19 protein-coding genes and 1 other annotated feature are annotated in these 16,919 nt (G+C 53.2%); of the genes, 16 read left to right on the forward strand and 3 right to left on the reverse strand.

Annotated elements, in window-relative coordinates; genetic code table 11:
- Positions 1 to 106 precede the first annotated feature (106 nt).
- From OCY70_RS09615 to OCY70_RS09635, 5 genes are all read left to right on the forward strand, one after another.
- Entirely contained in the window at positions 107 to 1,360 is a 1,254-nt protein-coding gene (locus tag OCY70_RS09615; RefSeq protein ID WP_213430325.1) for an ABC transporter substrate-binding protein, read from the forward strand.
- 137 nt (positions 1,361 to 1,497) lie between these two features.
- Complete coding sequence (locus tag OCY70_RS09620) at positions 1,498 to 2,442, forward strand: carbohydrate ABC transporter permease (RefSeq protein ID WP_213430324.1); 945 nt, start codon at positions 1,498 to 1,500, stop codon at positions 2,440 to 2,442.
- Positions 2,443 to 2,446: 4 nt separating this feature from the next.
- Complete coding sequence (locus OCY70_RS09625; protein WP_213430323.1) at positions 2,447 to 3,271, forward strand: carbohydrate ABC transporter permease; 825 nt, start codon at positions 2,447 to 2,449, stop codon at positions 3,269 to 3,271.
- A gap of 18 nt (positions 3,272 to 3,289) precedes the next feature.
- Positions 3,290 to 5,398 (forward strand): glycoside hydrolase family 3 N-terminal domain-containing protein, encoded by a 2,109-nt coding sequence (locus tag OCY70_RS09630; protein ID WP_213430322.1) that lies wholly within the window; start codon positions 3,290 to 3,292, stop codon positions 5,396 to 5,398.
- 72 nt (positions 5,399 to 5,470) lie between these two features.
- The gene (locus tag OCY70_RS09635) at positions 5,471 to 7,537 is read left to right on the forward strand and encodes an amylo-alpha-1,6-glucosidase (RefSeq protein WP_213430330.1); all 2,067 of its coding nucleotides are present in this window, start codon (positions 5,471 to 5,473) and stop codon (positions 7,535 to 7,537) included.
- 116 nt (positions 7,538 to 7,653) lie between these two features.
- On the opposite strand, the gene OCY70_RS36105 is transcribed toward OCY70_RS09635, so the two are convergent.
- Complete coding sequence (locus OCY70_RS36105; protein ID WP_390905244.1) at positions 7,654 to 7,983, reverse strand: hypothetical protein; 330 nt, start codon at positions 7,981 to 7,983, stop codon at positions 7,654 to 7,656.
- Positions 7,946 to 8,377 carry a hypothetical protein gene (locus OCY70_RS09640; RefSeq protein ID WP_249725513.1) on the reverse strand — a complete coding sequence of 144 codons (432 nt, stop codon included), beginning with the start codon at positions 8,375 to 8,377 and terminating at the stop codon, positions 7,946 to 7,948. The genes OCY70_RS36105 and OCY70_RS09640 overlap by 38 nt, the downstream gene beginning before the upstream one ends.
- Before the next feature lie 105 nt (positions 8,378 to 8,482).
- Positions 8,483 to 8,734, reverse strand: a binding site (T-box leader).
- 190 nt (positions 8,735 to 8,924) lie between these two features.
- On the opposite strand from OCY70_RS09640, the gene OCY70_RS09645 reads away from it, so the two are divergent.
- Together OCY70_RS09645 and OCY70_RS36555 are read left to right on the forward strand one after the other, a co-directional pair.
- Entirely contained in the window at positions 8,925 to 9,188 is a 264-nt protein-coding gene (locus OCY70_RS09645) for an NADPH-dependent FMN reductase (protein ID WP_213430321.1), read from the forward strand.
- A gap of 93 nt (positions 9,189 to 9,281) precedes the next feature.
- Positions 9,282 to 9,860, forward strand: a complete 579-nt coding sequence (locus OCY70_RS36555) for a tubby C-terminal domain-like protein (RefSeq protein WP_444980927.1) — start codon at positions 9,282 to 9,284, stop codon at positions 9,858 to 9,860.
- Positions 9,861 to 10,056: 196 nt separating this feature from the next.
- Here OCY70_RS36555 and OCY70_RS09655 read toward each other — a convergent pair whose 3' ends face one another.
- Positions 10,057 to 11,247, reverse strand: a complete 1,191-nt coding sequence (locus OCY70_RS09655; RefSeq protein ID WP_261944817.1) for an IS4 family transposase — start codon at positions 11,245 to 11,247, stop codon at positions 10,057 to 10,059.
- A gap of 468 nt (positions 11,248 to 11,715) precedes the next feature.
- Here OCY70_RS09655 and OCY70_RS09660 point away from each other — a divergent pair, with 468 nt between their 5' ends.
- From OCY70_RS09660 to OCY70_RS09700, 9 genes are all read left to right on the forward strand, one after another.
- Positions 11,716 to 12,408, forward strand: a complete 693-nt coding sequence (locus OCY70_RS09660; RefSeq protein ID WP_213427305.1) for a helix-turn-helix transcriptional regulator — start codon at positions 11,716 to 11,718, stop codon at positions 12,406 to 12,408.
- Positions 12,392 to 13,246, forward strand: coding sequence for a molecular chaperone DnaJ (locus OCY70_RS09665; RefSeq protein ID WP_249724759.1), 855 nt, complete (start codon positions 12,392 to 12,394; stop codon positions 13,244 to 13,246). Before OCY70_RS09660 ends, OCY70_RS09665 begins: the two co-directional genes overlap by 17 nt.
- A 279-nt stretch (positions 13,247 to 13,525) precedes the next feature.
- A complete protein-coding gene (locus OCY70_RS09670; RefSeq protein WP_213427306.1) occupies positions 13,526 to 14,071 on the forward strand; it encodes a hypothetical protein in 546 nt (181 codons plus the stop codon).
- Positions 14,072 to 14,175: 104 nt separating this feature from the next.
- Positions 14,176 to 14,541, forward strand: a complete 366-nt coding sequence (locus OCY70_RS36560) for a hypothetical protein (protein ID WP_249724761.1) — start codon at positions 14,176 to 14,178, stop codon at positions 14,539 to 14,541.
- Positions 14,542 to 14,712: 171 nt separating this feature from the next.
- Positions 14,713 to 15,099: a VOC family protein gene (locus OCY70_RS09680; protein ID WP_213427307.1), complete on the forward strand. Its 387-nt coding sequence runs from the start codon at positions 14,713 to 14,715 to the stop codon at positions 15,097 to 15,099.
- Positions 15,100 to 15,734: 635 nt separating this feature from the next.
- The gene (locus OCY70_RS35745) at positions 15,735 to 15,968 is read left to right on the forward strand and encodes a hypothetical protein (RefSeq protein ID WP_306433918.1); all 234 of its coding nucleotides are present in this window, start codon (positions 15,735 to 15,737) and stop codon (positions 15,966 to 15,968) included.
- A gap of 164 nt (positions 15,969 to 16,132) precedes the next feature.
- Positions 16,133 to 16,336: a hypothetical protein gene (locus OCY70_RS09690; protein ID WP_213427308.1), complete on the forward strand. Its 204-nt coding sequence runs from the start codon at positions 16,133 to 16,135 to the stop codon at positions 16,334 to 16,336.
- A gap of 61 nt (positions 16,337 to 16,397) precedes the next feature.
- A complete protein-coding gene (locus OCY70_RS09695) occupies positions 16,398 to 16,637 on the forward strand; it encodes a hypothetical protein (RefSeq protein WP_213427309.1) in 240 nt (79 codons plus the stop codon).
- Positions 16,625 to 16,909: a hypothetical protein gene (locus OCY70_RS09700; RefSeq protein WP_213427310.1), complete on the forward strand. Its 285-nt coding sequence runs from the start codon at positions 16,625 to 16,627 to the stop codon at positions 16,907 to 16,909. Before OCY70_RS09695 ends, OCY70_RS09700 begins: the two co-directional genes overlap by 13 nt.
- The last annotated feature ends 10 nt before the right edge of the window (positions 16,910 to 16,919 follow it).

Here is a 16,919-nt window from a genome sequence, read left to right on the forward strand (position 1 = left end):
GATATTTTGAAATTAATCATGATTTGATTAATTTTTTTTGTATCTATTTCATCTTATGCTGAAGTAGCAAGGGAAAGTCCAACATACCACATGGGGGGTACCGTACATGCGCAAGATGAATAAAAAAATCTCGGCCACGCTGATTCTTTGTCTGGCCCTGCTTGTCGGCTTGACGGCCTGCGGAGGCGGCAAAGCGGACAACGCCGCGGATCAAGGAACAGGCAACGAGGCTGCTGGCGAAAAAGTAACCGTTAACATGGGGTTCTGGGGCACCGCGCAGGACTTGAAGGTCTACCAGGATGCAGCCGCGACGATTTCCGAGCAATATCCGGATATCGAATTGAAGATTAAGCAATACCCAAGCAGCGAGCAGTTCTGGAATACGCTTCCTGGCGAGATCGCCGCAGGAGTGGCTCCGGATTTTATCAAAATTTCCAATGAAGGCGCTTTTGAGTATATCAATAAAGGATTGTTCACGCCGCTGGACGAGCTGATCAGCTCGACTCAGGTCGACATGACTCGTTTCCCGGAAGCTTCGATGAAGATCTGGAACGTGGACGGCAAGCAATACGGCGTGCCGAACAGCGACATGCCGGCAATGTTCCTGATTAACGAGACGATGTGGAAAAATGCCGGCCTGGGCGATTATCCGAAAACCTGGGATGAGGTAAAAGCGGCGGCCAAGAAGCTGAATACCGATAAAGTGCACGGGATGATCATCAATATCGATGCATTCCATATCACTAACTATGTGAAAAGCTTCGGCGGCGGCTGGGGAAATGGCAAAACGATCAACTCCCCAGAGAACGTAAAAGCGCTGGAAACGATTATCGACATGTACAGTGACGGAGTTGCCGTGACGCCTAAGGCGCTTGGCTTCGGCTGGGACGGCGAAGTGTTCAGCAATGAGCTGGGCGCGATGAGCACCGGCGGCTACTGGTACAAAGGCTTCCTGAAGGATGCGAATCCGGATCTGAAATATGCCGCGATTCCGGTTCCGAAGGGCACGGCCAACGGCAGCACGATGAGTTCCGACGCTTACGTGGTGCTGAAGGATGCCAAAAACAAGGAAGCTGCGCTCAAAGCCGCTTACTACATGACGAATGACAAGACACAGACCGAGTTTATGGAGCTTGGTTACAACCCGGCCGTTCCGGAGCTGTCGAAGCAATACTTCGAGAAGAATCCGGAATTCAAGCCAGTGCAGCCGGCGCTGGAATACAGCACGGACTATGGATATCCTACAGATACGAAGCGGTTCACCGACGAACTGGTCAAGCAGTTGGAGGAACGAATTCTTGGCGGTTCCGGCAAATCGGCCCAGCAAATTCTGGACGATATTCAGAAGCAATTCCAATAAGGTGAGTCGGCCGTCTTGATTGCTGCTCCTTTCTCCCTCCCCGGGAGGGGGAGCAGTACCTTTTTATCTGTGCCTGACATGGGCAGAGGTTGCCGTTCACACAGGCCGCTTACACTTTCAGTACCGGGAGGAAGACAATGTCCAAACATGGCAGCAACAACGCGGAAGTAAGGGGGGCGAAAATTAGGCAATCCTGGTTCCGTTCCCTGGCGGATTCCGATATGACTCTAGGTTGGATGTTTTCACTGCCCTTTCTAATTTTGTGGGCATGGTGGTTTTTATATCCATTCATCCAGTCCTTCGTGAGAAGCTTTCAGGATGCGAACTTTGCAAGTCTCGATCAGGCCAAGTTCATTGGACTGGAAAACTATATTACGATTCTTCAAGACAAGGAATTTTTCCGGGCGGTGCTTCATTCCCTGCAAATCGTGGTCTTGTCCGTTCCGATTCAGACACTGCTTGGCCTGCTGCTGGCGCTGGTCGTGAATCAGAACCTGAAGGGGAAGGGGATCTTCCGAACGGTCTTTTTCCTCCCCTATATTACGTCTCAGATTGCGATTACGACGGTATTCATGATGCTCTTCAAGAAGGGGACGTTCCTGACGGACTTCTTCGGCATGCTTGGCTTCGGCAATGTCACCTGGTTCGCGGATACGAGCTATGCCTTGCTGTTTGTCTGCATCCTGTTTATTTTCCAGCAGGCCGGGTTCACCATGATTGTGTATTTGTCCGGGCTGCAGGAGATTCCCAAGGATCTGTATGAGGCGGGAGAGATTGACGGCGCTTCGAAATGGCATAAGTTCCGTTATATTACGGTGCCGTCGCTGAGACCGATTACGTTCTTTATCGTCTCGGTATCCACGATTACCGGCTTCCAGATCTACGACCAGATCGCGGCTATCTCCAGATACGGCGCGCTCGGTTCGCCGGCTGGCGCGACCAGCACGGTCGTGACGTATTTCTACCAGCACGGGATTCGCTATATGAACATCGGATACGGAAGCGCGGCCGTCGTGCTGTTCTTCTTCATCATTATGTTTATTACGTTCCTGCAAAAAAAACTATTGGACGAGAAGGGGTGAACGCATGAAGACCCGAAGCAGAACCGGACGGCTGTTCCTGTATATCGCCGCGATTTTGGTTGGCCTCTTGTTTGCCCTTCCTTTTCTCTACACGATCTATACGTCGCTCGTTCCGATGCGCTACGTCAACAAGCTGGTGTCGCCTGAATTTTGGACGTTCGACAACTATAAAATGTTCTTCACCAATGAAGCGTATGATGTCCCAAGATGGTTCCTCAATACGCTCATTATGACGGGGATTGTCGTGATCGGGAATCTGATCATTAACCCGATGGCGGGATTCGCGCTCGCCAAGCTCGATTTCCGGGGCAAAAGCGTTATCTACTGGATTGTCGTCGCGACGATGATGGTTCCTTACCATATGATTTTGATTCCGGTATACGTCAATGTGGCCCAGCTCGGCTGGCTGAACACCTTCTGGGCATTGACGGTGCCTTTCTTGTACCAAGGCCTGTATATCTTTATGCTGCGCCAATTTTTCATCTCGGTGCCGAACGAATTCATCGAGGCGGCCCGGATTGACGGCTTGACGAAGATGGGCGCCTTCTGGCGGATTGTATACCCGCTGGCCCGTTCTTCGCTGATTACGATGTCGATTCTTGCCTTTGCCGGGACATGGAACAGCTACCTGATTCCGAGCACGCTGGCCAATACGCCGGAGAGATACGTGCTCGTCGTCGGTCTGAACAGCGTGAAGGATATGTTCTTCGAGAATACGCCGCTCATTATGGCCGGGGTCGTTCTCTCGACGCTGCCGATTATTATCTTCTTTTTCGTGTTCCAACGCCAATATATTGAAGGCATTTCCAATGCCGGCGTCAAAGGCTGATGGATGGAGGGGAACGGTATGGAGCAATGGAGGAAGCGGGCAGAGGAGCTGCTTGGCAAAATGACGCTGGCCGAGAAGATCGGCCAGACCGTGCAGTACGGCCGCTGCGAGGAGCGGGAGCGGGAACTGATCGCGGAGGGCAAGATCGGCTCGCTGCTGAACGTGCATGGCGCGGATAAGGTAAACGAGCTGCAACGAATCGCGGTAGAGCAGAGCCGGCTGGGCATTCCGCTGTTGATCGGCGACGATGTCATTCACGGCTTCCGCACCATCTTCCCGATTCCGCTCGCCGAAGCGGCGAGCTGGGATCCGGACGCGATGGAGAAGAACGCACGCATCGCGGCGACCGAAGCGGCGGCGGAAGGGATCCGCTGGACGTTCGCTCCGATGGCGGACATTACGCGCGAGCCCCGCTGGGGGAGAATCGCGGAGAGCACGGGAGAGGATGTCTACTTGTCGTCCCTGGCGGCGGCCGCGAAGGTGAGAGGCTTCCAGAGCCCGAACGCGGCAGGCTTCCCGACGGTCGCCGCCTGCGTCAAGCATTTCGCTGGATATGGCTGGGTGGAGGGCGGACGCGATTACGATACGACCGATATGTCGGAGCGGACGCTGCGGGAGACCGTGCTGCCGCCTTACTTCGGCGGAATTCAGGCCGGCGCCTTGACCGTCATGAGCGCCTTCAGCGAGCTGAATGGGGTGCCCGCCACCGGCAGTTCCTACTTGCTGCGGGATATTTTGCGGGAAGAATGGGGCTTCGCCGGCATGGTGGTCAGCGATTGGGAATCGATCGAAGAGTTGATCTATCACGGCTATGCGGAGGATCGCCGCGATTCCGCCCGCAGAGGCTTGCTTGCCGGCGTCGATATGGACATGCATTCCGGCGTCTATCTGGAGCATCTGGAATCGCTCGTGCAGGAGAATCCCGAGCTGACGAAGCTGCTGGATGAAGCGGTGCTCCGCATTCTGATGGTGAAATTCCGTCTCGGCTTGTTCGAGCAGCCCTATGTCGATGCCGGGGAGCCGCCAGCGGCTGGCATTCCGGCGGAACACGCGGAGCAGGCGAGAGACAGCGCGCGCAAGTCGATCGTGCTGCTGCAGAACGACCGCGGCATCCTTCCGCTCGATTATGCCCGGCATCGGAAGATCGCCTTGATCGGCCCGCTGGCGGATGACCGCCACAACTCGATGGGCTGCTGGGCATGGAAGGGCCGGGACGAGGATGTCGTGACGGCATGGGATGCGTTCCAATCCGAGATCGGGCCTCATGCAGAGGTGTTCTATGAGCCGGGCAGCGGCATCAACGAGGCGATCCCGGGCGGCCTTGACCGCGCCGTCGAGCTGGCGAAGCAATGCGATGTCGCCGTCGTGACGGTGGGCGAGAGCGAGGCAATGACAGGCGAGCACTACAATGTCGTCTCGATTACGCTTCCGGCTTGCCAGGAGCGTCTGATCCGGGAGCTGAAGGAGAAGACGGCCACGCCGGTCATCGTCGTCCTGATGAACGGACGGCCGTTGGCGACCGAATGGGTGCATCACCATGCGGATGCGGTGGTGGAGGCTTGGCACTTGGGGACGATGAACGGCTATGCGCTGGCCGATGTGCTGACGGGCCGCCATAATCCAAGCGGGCGCTTGCCGGTCACCATCCCGCGATCGACCGGACAAATTCCGATTTACTATAACCGGAAAAATACGGGCCGGCCGCATCTGTATGAGGATTATATCGATTGTGACGATTCGCCGCTGTATCCGTTCGGGTACGGCCTGAGTTATACAACATTTCATTATGACGATCTGCGATTGGAACGGAGCGCGATTCACCGCGATGAGTCGGTCTCGGTATCGGTGCGGGTGACGAATGCGGGAGCGCGCGCCGGGGAAGAGACGGTGCAGCTCTATATTCGCGATCTGGTTGGCAGCTCGACGCGTCCCGTTAAGGAATTGAAGGGCTTCCGCAAAGTATTCCTGGAGCCGGCAGAAAGCCGGACCGTGAGCTTCGAGTTGACGCCGGCGGAGCTGGGGCTGCTGGATGAACAGTTCCGCTTCAAGGTGGAGCCGGGCAAATTCCATATCTGGATCGGGCCGCATTCCGAGGAAGGGCTGCAGGCGGAATTAACGGTTACGTAGAGGCTTGTCACCCGCCAGGGAGCTTAGACCTGCCGTTTTTGCAGATACTATAAAATAGATGGGAGATCGATGATGGACTATCGCGTAATCAAAGAAGGCGAGCTGTTTTTCCTGACGGGTCTGGATGGAGATATCGTCGCGGGCGATGATCAGGGCCACGGATTGTATATGAAGGACACGCGTTATCTAAGCCGCATGGAAGTGCGGATTGACGGCGAGAAGCCGGCACTGCTCTCTTCCGTCGGCGACAAGAGTTATCTGGCTTCCTTCCGCCTGATGAAGGACAAGAAGGACGAAGGAGCCATCGAAGTGCTGCGGGAGCGGTTTATTTATAACGGCATTTTATATGAGCGCTGCACGTTAACGAACTATTTTACCCATCCGGTCGAGTTTGAATTTTCGGCCTTCTTCGATGCCGATTTCCAAGACATGTTCCTGGTCCGGAAATATCGGACCGGCGAAGTGGGCAAGCAGGAGGAGACGCGGGCGGGCGACCGGGAATTGGCCCTCTCGTATCTTGGGGCCGACAAGGTGAGAAGAGCGACGCGCATCGCGTGGGACGCGGAAGGAACGGCGGATGCGAGCGGCATGGTGCGCTTCCCGCTGTCGCTGAACGCGCGCCAGAAGCGGGAAATTACGTTCTTCATCACCCCGTCGTCGGATCATCATCCGGCAGCGGATCCATTGACGTATGAAGAAGGGCTGCGGAAGCTCGAGACTTCCTATCTCCAATGGTACGAGAACAGCTCGAAGGTAAGCACGGATTCGGACCGGTTCAACGGGCTGTTCCAGCGGGGGCTTCAAGATTTGCGCATGCTGACGACCGATGTCGGCTATGGCGATACGACGGTGGCGGGACTGCCATGGTTCGCCGTGCCGTTCGGAAGAGACAGTCTGATTACGGCGCTGTTCATGCTGCCTGTCAATCCGGACATCGTCAAGGGCACGCTCCGTACGCTTGCCGCATACCAGGGGGAAAAGGTCGATCCATGGAGAGACGAGCAGCCGGGCAAGATTATGCATGAGATTCGGTTCGGAGAATTGGTGACGACGAAGCAATCGCCATTCTCTCCTTATTACGGCACGGTCGATGCGACGCCGCTGTTCCTGGTCGTGCTCGGCGAATACTATCGGTGGACGGGAGATCTCGCTCTCGTCGAGGAATTGAAGCCGAATGTCATCCGCGCGCTGGAATATATCGATTCCGCTCTCGAAGCGGGCTCCGGGTTCGTCGCTTACCGTCAGGAGGCGGAGAAGGGATTCCCGAATCAAGGATGGAAGGACTCGGCGAACTCGATCGTGCATCGCTCCGGCGATTATGCGGAAGCCCCGATCGCGTTGTCTGAGGTGCAGGGATACGTCTACCAGGCCAAAAAATCGCTTGCTCCGATCGTGGCTGCCATGGGCGAAACGGAGTGGGCGCAGCGATTGGAGGAGGAAGCGGAGCGGCTGCGCGCGCGCTTCGAGTCTTCCTTCTGGATGGAGGACGAGCAATGCTATGCGATTGCGCTCGACAAGGACCAACGCCAAGTCCGGAGCGTGACCTCCAATCCGGGCCATCTGCTGATGACCGGCCTGCCGGAGGCTTCGCGGGCGAAGTCGCTGTCCCAGCGTCTGTTGAAGGACGATATGTTCAACGGATACGGCATCCGCACGATGAGCACGGACGCGGCAGGCTACTATCCGATGAGCTATCATAACGGCAGCGTATGGCCGCATGACAATGCGGTGATTCTGCTCGGGTTGGGCAAGCTCGGCTTCAAGCAGGAGGCGGGCCGAGTCATATCGGGCCTGCTTCAGGCTTCTTCCTTCTTCGAATATCAGCGGCTCCCTGAATTGTTCTGCGGTTACGGTCCGGAGACCGGCCATCCGGTCCCTTATCCGACGACCTGCTCGCCGCAGGCCTGGTCGGCGGGAACGTCGATCGTCTTCCTGCAGGCGATGCTCGGATTGTACCCGGATGCCGTGAAGCGGGAGATCGCGCTCTCGCCGTTCCTTCCGGATGAAATGGATCAATTGAAGGCCGAGCGCATCGCCATCGGTTCAGGCCATCTCTCGGTTAGCGTCACCCGCCGCGAGGGCGAGTCGTTTGCCGTTGAGATTTTGGAAAATACGACGGGTTTTGAATTGATTTCATAAGGGAAAACGGTGCACCCCTTAGCATCGGCATGGGCTCCTTCCGGACCTTTGCGGATGCATTCTAAGGGGTGCATGTTTATGGCTTCATCTGCCTGAACTCTACCGTTTGAAATCATTCAAGCCCATGGCCTCGCGCACCTCCTGCATTGTTTCTTCGCGACGAGACGCGCTTTTTCCGTATCTGCGATCATGATCTCGCCGATTCTTCCGGGATGCTTCAGATAGGCTGCTCTTCGTTCCCGCATCGGCTCGAGTAGATTATTAATGCTTCGGGCAATTTTTTGTTTGCATGCGGCGCACCCGATTTGTCCCTTGGAGCAGCTGTCATAGATCTCGTCGGCTCCTTCCTTGCGGAACGCTTGATGATAGCTGTATATCGGGCATACCTCGGGATGGCCGGAATCGTTTTTATAGATGCGGGCCGATTCGGTTTTCGCCCTTTTGATTTTTCCCGGACCTCTTCAGCTGTCGATGCATCTCTTGGTAGCCCCGATCCTTGGCCTCGGATTTGATCGTCGGATTGTGGCGCAGCGAATTGACGGTGACAAATATCGAAAAATAGGCGGTTAGTTCCGCGATCTCCCGGATAAGGGATTGCATGAAAATGGTTGCTTTTTCCGGATCGATTCCTGCCGCCACATAGTCTAACGCCACGCTGCGCAAATGGTTCTGAAGCAGTTCGGGGTGCTCAAAGTGAGTCGTCGGCGCCTGCACATCCGCCAGGATGAGGTGGGTATCGAATTGGTGCTGCAGCTCGACCCGCTTTTTGAGGCTGCCGGCGTAATGGCCAATGTGAAGCTTGCCGGTTACGCGATCTCCCGTTAATATACGTTCTTGCATAGAGATTCCTCCTTATGATCTGGCATGCTTCTGTCGCAGTAAGAACCACCAGCCGTCATCCATGACCATCACCCCCTTTGCAAAATAAACAAAAAAACCCCGTCAGCAAAGGACGAGGTTATCGTGGTACCACCTTCATTAATCACCGCAGCGATTCACTCTTGCGTACGGAAGGAACATCTTCCTTCGATACGCCTCTCATGATAACGGAAAGAGAATCCCGGCCACGCCTACTCCCAGGTTCGGCGAAGCGACTCCGAAGCCCATTCGGCATCAGGCGAGGATCGGTTCACAGCGGCCACCGACTCTCTGGACCTCGATCTCTGATACGTACTTGCTCTTCTTCCATGTCGTTAATTTGGATACCTATGTTGGACATGATTTTACACCGGTATGTTGGCGGAGGAAAATCCGGACACATTCTATTCCGTGTAAGCAGGAGAATCCATTCACTTTGGAGAATATATCAAAAATGAATAATAAAGGATGTATGCGATAGGAATTAGTTTAAAGCCATTGGATATTTATTTCAGAGGAGGCGTGATTCATGAATATTGTTGCCCTTGTCGGCAGTAACCGCAAAGAGTCTTATAACTTGAAGCTGGCTGCCTATATGCAAAAAAGGTATCAGGAGCGAATCGATATCGATATCGTCAGCATCAAGGAGCTCCCCTTCTACAATCAAGATATTGAAAATAATCCGCCGAAAATTGACGATAGCGGAACATTGATTCATGAGCCGACCATCGCGTTTCTCGATTCGGTCGTTGATAATTTCGTCGCATGGTACAAAAAGCACCATGCCAAGTAAAGAGTCCAGGCGCAGCGCTTCGGTTCGCGGCCGGGGCGTTTAGGGCGGGGTGATAAACTTAAGGGGGATTAGCTTGCAAGTGTAAAACCAGATATAAGGAGTCTCTTTACGGAAAGGTATTATTACACTCGTCCATTGCTTAACATGTCAACAGCTCCTATATCAATCGAAGATGATAGCGGCAATGCAGTCGGCTCTTTTCAAAGAATATTTACGAAGAGTACAAATAAAGCATTAAGCTGGGTGGTCGATAACTGGGAATTGAGCTTGGAAGGGCGAGAGATACACTCGGAGCGGCATGTAAAAATGACGGATAGCAGCCCATGGCTTGGGCGCAGAAAATGGACGATAACGACGAAGCGTGAAGGCAGGGAAAGCTTGTCTTTTCTCAAGGATCGGTCAAAGATTGCCACACATCCCCGGTTAGTATGGACTAATGAAGAGCGTGAGTATGTCATCTCCAAAGATCCGCTGAACAGGACGACAACAATATCCGACTCCGTCAGCCATGCTGTTGTGGGCAAGATTGCAAAAGTTCCGGGAGGCAAGCTGAACCAACGGGAACTCGTAATCTATGAGGATGCATTATGTCCAATCGCACTGCCTTGCATAGATCATATCATGGTGCCCGTGGCAAAATTCCTGCGCTACCGCAGGTTTTTCTTTCTTTAGAGGGTGTTTTCGGAACAATTCCTGCAGAAATACCACTAGCGTTGCATCGAGCGGTTAGTTCATAATCTAATTTCAATTAACATCAATATATGATATATATTTACATTTGCGATGTCCGCGCTAAGTCTAAAAAAGTCGAGCTGGAAACAGACCCTACGCGTTATCCATTATATGTAAAAATCGTTTTCGTTTGTCATTACGTCACAATCAGTCTCGGTTTCATCGACTTTGTTGCCTTTTTCGGACGTATCCCATTTCGCTTTGGTCGACCTCTAGATGTTCGAGTCGGCTTGCGGTTGAGTGCAGCGATCAAATTTTCCCATGGTTTTTCCGCATAGATGCGAATCAACTGGAGGAGGTCCCATGTCGACTTTTTACAGTCCAGTGTTAATTTAATCAGCAAACAGAGAGCATACGCGATTAAAGCAATATACATTTGGTTCCAAATCGCTTCGGCCGTATAACCGTGGGGTTTTACCAATCGAATATGCTGCTTGACCCATTTAAAAAACAACTCAATATGCCAGCGATTTCGATAAATCTCGGCAATTTGATGTGCGGATAAGTCAAATCGATTCGTTACAATTCGATAGGTACGCCCTTGGTCATCCTTAAACTCAATCAAACGCAGAACCGCTGGCAGCTCCGGCATCGTCACATCAGCATCAAGGATAAACCCATTCTGCCTTTTGGGGAGGTCTCTTTTTCTGATGATCGTTAACCGGCTCTTTTGCTTGACGCGGCAAACAAATTTAATCTTATCCTCTACCCATTTCTGAAAATGGTCGTATACCTGGTATCCTCGGTCCATCACGTAGGTCGCATCTTTATCCACTGTAAATTCCAACACGACTTCATGATCGGCTACATCTTTGGTTGAAGCGACGATCTTGTCTGGATACATCGTTTTGGAGTCCGCAACGACCAAGGAGGTGTGCATCTTCACGCCATGGCTACTTTTGGAACAATAGGACCATTTCGCGAGAATGGGAGGTAGTGTAATTCCCGATGAATCGATTAGCTTGAGTTTCCCAATACCAGGCGTAATGCCGCGTTTCCCTTTTGTAAGTTGCTTGATTCGATCAATGAGCGAGAAAAAGAGCGTCTGAAGATACTCCATAGGCAGCCGTTTCAGCTTCCGCGATAGTTGAGAAGCGCTTATGCTCTTGAGACCCAGAAGATCTTGAAATTCAGGATTAGCCGCTACATGCTCTGACATGACTTTGTATGAGTCTCGTTGCTGAAGCTGTGCCTCTACAAATAAGAGTGTCGAAGAGCCGACAAACAGCTTTTGGGCCCGGTAATCCAATGACTCGTGTCGAGTAGAATGGACATGTAACCATTTTAGGCATTGACAAATGACGTTATGATTCGGTACGTTATCCATAAGAAATCTCCTTTGTTGAGGCGTTTTATGGATAACGTTAGGGTAACTCAACAATAGGAGATTTCTTTATTTTTGTCCATGAATATAGTTCAATAAGTTACAAATATAGAGACTTATGGGATAGAAATTTTCGTAAAAAGATTGATGCAACGCTAGTGCAGAAATACATGATTTTGCCCTTTGAATCTCAATTCACGAGATAATGGGGCGGAAGTGATGTATATTTGCAGGATTTTTTTTATTTGGAGATGCGAGGTCGGCCAAAAGCTGCAAATTTGCAGGTTTTAGGGTGATTATTCGAGGTTCAGCAAGATTTTTTTGAACATAATTTTTTACTATATCTAAAAATGTTTACCGTGTACAAAAGATTTTCGATAAGGTACAATAAGGAGGAGTGTAAACCGGGTCTGACGGCAAGCGGGGCCGTCGGAGAGTTCATCAGATTGAAAATCGGCGGAGGGATGAGAGATGACGATTGCGCAGGAAGCCCGTCTGCTCAAGCAGCCCACGCGCAGAGACATCCTGACGATGCTGAAGCAGCAGGGGCCCATTGGCATTCAACCGCTGGCGGATCAATTGAATCTGACGTGCATCGCGGTACGCAGGCATCTGTACGATCTGCAGAAAGGCGGCTATGTCCGCATTCAATTGACCCGCCCCAGCATCGGCAGGCCGGCCTATCTATATAGCTTGTCGGAGAAGGCAAGCGCGTTGTTCGTGAACAAGTATGACAGGCTTGCGCTGGAGTTGATTGAGGAGATGCAGGCCGTGGCCGGCGATACGTTCGTGGAGCGGTTGTTCGAGCGGCGGAAGCGGAAGCTGATGCAGCAATATGCGGGCTTGCTGGAGGGACAGAAGCTGGAGCAGCGGGTGCAGGCGCTAGCTGATATTCAGGACAAGGAAGGCTATATGGCCCGGTGGGGACGCAGCTCGGATGAATCGTTTTGGCTGGAGGAGGCTCATTGTCCGATTGTGCAGGTGGCCGCCAAGCATTCCCCGCCATGCCAGTGCGAGCTCGCTTTGTTCGCAGATCTGCTGCAAGCCCAGGTCGAACGGACAGAATGTATGGCGGACGGCGGACGCAAATGCATGTTCCGGATTACCGGGAAGCCAAGCGTCCCTTCGGGCAATGAGACGACAAAGGATGAAGAAGATATCTAGTTTAGACGGCGGCGTCCGGTTCGAGGTGAGGAAGGATATGCAGAGCGGCAGAGAAGATGACTACATGGAAGGGGCCCAATTCGCCAATGTGGATGATTCGGATGGCGTTACGGTGACCGAACCTTATATTGTCGAGTTCGTCCGGGCCTTGATGAACTTGAACAAGGATTGGCAGAACAGAGTGAAGGCCGGGACCGCCAAGCTGCAATTTGCCGTCCAGATCGGATCGAGGCTGAACGAAGAGCAGCAGGAACGGTTGATGGAGTTCTTGCAGGAGGTACCGGTGCCGGAGAAGGACATGGGCAAGGTGCTGCACGCGTTCGCATTGGAAATGCCGGAATGGGCGGTGCCGCAACTGCTTCGAATCTACATACTGGCGGACCGCATAAAGGCGACCCTCATCATGTATAACGATCTGATGGAGCAATTCGAGCAGATGATGAGGGAATTCGAATTCGAGTTCTGGGAAGGAGGCCTCCCGCGCGAGGAGGAGCGCCTGGAGGCAACGCTGGAACACATGCGCCATAAGCTGTCCGAGCTGGCCGATCAAGCTCCGCGCCGGGAGCAATCGTATAACCGCTCTTATGGCGACAGCTCCTCGAACTCATGGGAGCATCGGCAGGCCGGAGCCGCGTCTTATCATGTGCTGATCGGCGTGCCTGAAGAGGCGGATGTGAAGCAGGTGCGGAAGCAGTCGAAAAAGCTGCTGAAGCTGCTGCATCCCGATCATGGAGGCAGCGCCTATCTGTTCGATTGGGTAAAGAAAGCATACGATGCTTACAGCGCCAACAGCGGACCAGATAATAAAGGGAAGCGGAGTGCGGAGAGGCGGCCATGAGGCTGTCTCTCCGTTTTGTTCATGCAGGGCGATAGCCCGAAATCCGATTGAGTATTTTTACATAACCTACTATAATATGTGGCAAGACAGAGGAATGGAAACGGATTCCAACCTTGTACATAATGAGGTGGCTATCATTTCGCGAATGGTCAAGATATCGGTAATGACAGCGGTTGCAAGCCGTATGTAAAGGCGACGTACCGCGGAGAGTATGCGGGAAGCCAGGGAACGGGCGGCAGCGCTGGAACGGAGGTGCGTATGCGTAAGCGAATAGGCATTTTGGCGGCTGCGATTCTTCTTGCAGGATGGGGCGTGTTCTATGTTTACGACCATTATTTCAATGAAGCGGGAATATTGGACAGGGTCATGCGTCAATCGGGATATGCCCTGATGGAGAAGGAAAAGCCCGTGTCTGTGGCGTTGAAGGTAAGGCCGGAGTGGATTCCAGCGCAAGAAGAAGCGGAAAGCAGCAAGCTGCGTATTGAACTGGCGAAGAAGAACGAGACCACTTTTGTGTTGGCCAGCGTGTGGCATCGAGGTAAGGATATTTACTTTGATTTTGAAGCCGTTCCCGAAATGCATTACTCCGGTGGCGAATTTTTGCATAACACATTCGTTATAGACGGTTCATACCGGGACTTTTCGCCTGACATCCCATTCCGAATCATCAACGCCGATGGGAAAGCAGTCGCATACGGGGGGAGTGGATACGGGCCCGGGGCAAGCTTCGGATTCGCCATTGATGCCGACAAATACGATCAAATCAAGGATGGGTTTACTGTCGAGTACCAAGGCCTGATTCGGTATGAGTATGTGAAAATGTAGACCACGGCCTTCAACAGTGGAATGGCCCCTATGCCGGAGCGGCCCTCGTGAATAACCGCCCATGTCATAAACCTGAGAATTGTGAGGGAAGAAGGGATACCGGAATGGTATTCCGGGTAACGATGCCTCCGCAGCAGTGCGTTATCGTGGCCAATGACCAGGGGGGGGGCGATGCGGCCAGCTCCAGGGTCGCCGCTTATGTCGCGGAGCATCAGTTCGAGGTGAGCGCGGCCGGCCGGGAGCTTCGCCGAGCAGTTCGCGCTGCTGTTCCGCGATTATTTGCGGGTGCATCCGGAAGAGGCGGCCCGCTATGGAACGGTGAAGCGCCAGTTATCTTCTTTGCGCAAGCAGGACAGAACACGTTACGTCGAGCGAAGGAGCCCTGGATATGGGAGATGATGAGAAGGGCGAGTCGATGGAGCCAAGGATACAGGATGGAGATCGGGCAAGACGGACGCGTGAAAGGTTAGTGATAGCCCGAGAAAAAAGAGAACACTTGTACGCATATTCATTTTGAAGTAGGATAAATATATAAAAATACAAGTTACCGCAGTTCTGTTGAAACAGGAGAAGACCCACCCTAAGCCAAGCGCCGGAAGGTGGGTTTTGTGTTAGCGCGGTAAAAAGAGCAGGAGGCTTACATGCTGCATCATGTCGAGTTTAACGTATCTGATTTGGAACGATCCATCGCGTTTTGGGGATGGCTGCTGAAGGAGCTGGGATATGAAGAATTCCAGAGATGGGCGGAAGGCATCAGCTGGAAGCAGGGAGACACCTATCTCGTATTCGTGCAGACGGAAGCCCGATTTCTTGATCTTCCATACCATCGCAAGCGCACCGGCCTGAACCATATCGCTTTTCACGCGGAATCGAAGGCGCGGGTTGACGAGCTGCGCATCAAGCTGGAGGAGAGAGGCATCCCTATGTTGTATGCGGACAGATATCCGTATGCCGGGGGCAGCGGTCATTATGCCGTGTTTTTCGAGGATCCGGATCGGATGAAGGTGGAGATCGTCGCTCGCCGGTAGCGTGGTACATAGACCCGGTTGAATTCATCTCAGGGATGTGCGGAATGCGCATCCTTTTGTTCATGTGTAGACATCGGATTGGCATTCATTCAAGAATGCCGGACCGATACGCAGCGAGACCGGGGATGATATAGCGCAATAGGATGAGAGAGAATCGATGATCAATGGGAGGCTCCTTATGGAAATACGAAAAAATGATAGCGAAGCTGGAGGAGAAAGGATCTGAATGAGATGTTTATATATCTTTAACCCCCTTGCTTCGCTTCTATGTTACGATGTAGCAGATCAACATACACATTTATCCAAAAATGTGTAAAGCGGATGGCTGCATGCAAGATAGTGATGCAGCTCGTAAAGGGAGGCGAATATGAATCCGGTTTATGCGGATCTAAGGGTCGAAGCGTTGTCAGGCGATTTGCGCGCAGATGTTTATCGCTTTTTGGTCAGAAACGGGTGTCCCCGGACGGCGGAGCACTGCATGAGGGTGGGGGAAGAAGCGCGCCGTCTGGCGGAGCGATTCGGGTTGGATTCACAGGCCGCGGAATACGCCGGTTATCTCCTATCCCAACAATGTCAGAGTGCCCCTATCTCGTTCCCTTGGCATTGAAGTGCTGCCGGAAGAAGAGGCCTTTCCGATGATTGTTCATCAGAAGCTGTCGCGGCAGATGACCCGGGATCGGTTCCATGTAACCGAACAAGACATATTGGATGCGGTTGACTGCCATACGACGCTTCGCAAGCAGGCCACGATGATAGACAAGGTGTGGGAGCGGCGGGACACGCTGAAGGTGCTCCATCCTTGGCTGCGCGATGCTTATTATGAGCTGGCGGGCGTAACGAAGGAAGAATCAATGCCGAACCGTCAATAAGACTCAGATGAACCGAGAGATTCAGGAATCGGAAGAGGTGACTGCGTAGTATCGGGATACCGGTATCCTGTCTGTTCCGCCTTCAACCGAAGCGGCGGCGATCGCGGGGGGTAACGAGTCAGGGGACGCGGTTCAACGGCTTCACGCTGCGGCCGGGTGGAGGCATGTCCGGGAACGGGAATCCGGCGCAGTTGATTCTGTGCCTCCTTGTCCCGCTGTATGCCGTAGTCCTGGCGATGCTTGGGAGCGGTTCGCACCGGTTCTTCGCATGCGGGCTTCGGCGAGTTCACAATCAGGCCGTTATTCTTCTTATGCTTATCCTATTCGGAGTGGCGCTTCTGGTGATGGAGTGGCTGTATGAGATGTGACGAACGGAGGGCAGGTTAGGATGAAGCATGTGCTCGTCATCGGCGGCTCCGGCATGCTGGCGTGGCGCAGACATCCCTCTGGCTGGCGGAACAAGGAGCCCAAGTCTCGGTTATCGGGACGGATACGGGCAAATTATCCCATCTTCAGCAGCAGAATCGGCTCGTCCACCCGGTATCCGTCGATTATACGGATGATGCTCCCTGGAGGAGCGGCTGGGTGAGATCATCCGCCGGGCTCCCGTCGAGACGGCAGTCGCCTGGGTGCATTGGCAAGCGGCTCCGCGGGCAATGCGGATCGTGATGAACAAGCTGGACGGACAATCGATATCGCGGTGGAGACATTTTCACATTCTCGGAAGCAGTGCAAATTTGGTTGAAGTGGAAAATGCTGTGGACATTTCTCCCAAATGCGAGTGCCATCAGGTTCAACTTGGATTTGTTGTCGAGCAGTCCCGTACCCGCTGGTTGACCCACTCCGAGATTGCCGGAGGCGTTATCGAGGCGATGAAGCGGAATCAGTCCGTCTATACTGTGGGGACGATGCACCCGCCCGAGCTCAGGCCAAGTACGTAACCTGGTCAGA

The organism is Paenibacillus melissococcoides, assembly GCA_944800085.1.
Lineage (GTDB): Bacteria > Bacillota > Bacilli > Paenibacillales > Paenibacillaceae > Paenibacillus_B > Paenibacillus_B melissococcoides.

Coding starts and splice junctions, on each gene's coding strand:
- OCY70_RS09615 (WP_213430325.1), top strand. CDS start 107: ATGCGCAAGATGAATAAAAAAATCTCGGCCACGCTGATTCTTTGTCTG.
- OCY70_RS09620 (WP_213430324.1), top strand. CDS start 1,498: ATGTCCAAACATGGCAGCAACAACGCGGAAGTAAGGGGGGCGAAAATT.
- OCY70_RS09625 (WP_213430323.1), top strand. CDS start 2,447: ATGAAGACCCGAAGCAGAACCGGACGGCTGTTCCTGTATATCGCCGCG.
- OCY70_RS09630 (WP_213430322.1), top strand. CDS start 3,290: ATGGAGCAATGGAGGAAGCGGGCAGAGGAGCTGCTTGGCAAAATGACG.
- OCY70_RS09635 (WP_213430330.1), top strand. CDS start 5,471: ATGGACTATCGCGTAATCAAAGAAGGCGAGCTGTTTTTCCTGACGGGT.
- OCY70_RS09640 (WP_249725513.1), bottom strand. CDS start 8,377: ATGCAAGAACGTATATTAACGGGAGATCGCGTAACCGGCAAGCTTCAC.
- OCY70_RS09645 (WP_213430321.1), top strand. CDS start 8,925: ATGAATATTGTTGCCCTTGTCGGCAGTAACCGCAAAGAGTCTTATAAC.
- OCY70_RS09655 (WP_261944817.1), bottom strand. CDS start 11,247: ATGGATAACGTACCGAATCATAACGTCATTTGTCAATGCCTAAAATGG.
- OCY70_RS09660 (WP_213427305.1), top strand. CDS start 11,716: ATGACGATTGCGCAGGAAGCCCGTCTGCTCAAGCAGCCCACGCGCAGA.
- OCY70_RS09665 (WP_249724759.1), top strand. CDS start 12,392: ATGAAGAAGATATCTAGTTTAGACGGCGGCGTCCGGTTCGAGGTGAGG.
- OCY70_RS36560 (WP_249724761.1), top strand. CDS start 14,176: ATGGTATTCCGGGTAACGATGCCTCCGCAGCAGTGCGTTATCGTGGCC.
- OCY70_RS09680 (WP_213427307.1), top strand. CDS start 14,713: ATGCTGCATCATGTCGAGTTTAACGTATCTGATTTGGAACGATCCATC.
- OCY70_RS35745 (WP_306433918.1), top strand. CDS start 15,735: ATGATTGTTCATCAGAAGCTGTCGCGGCAGATGACCCGGGATCGGTTC.
- OCY70_RS09690 (WP_213427308.1), top strand. CDS start 16,133: ATGTCCGGGAACGGGAATCCGGCGCAGTTGATTCTGTGCCTCCTTGTC.
- OCY70_RS09700 (WP_213427310.1), top strand. CDS start 16,625: ATGCGGATCGTGATGAACAAGCTGGACGGACAATCGATATCGCGGTGG.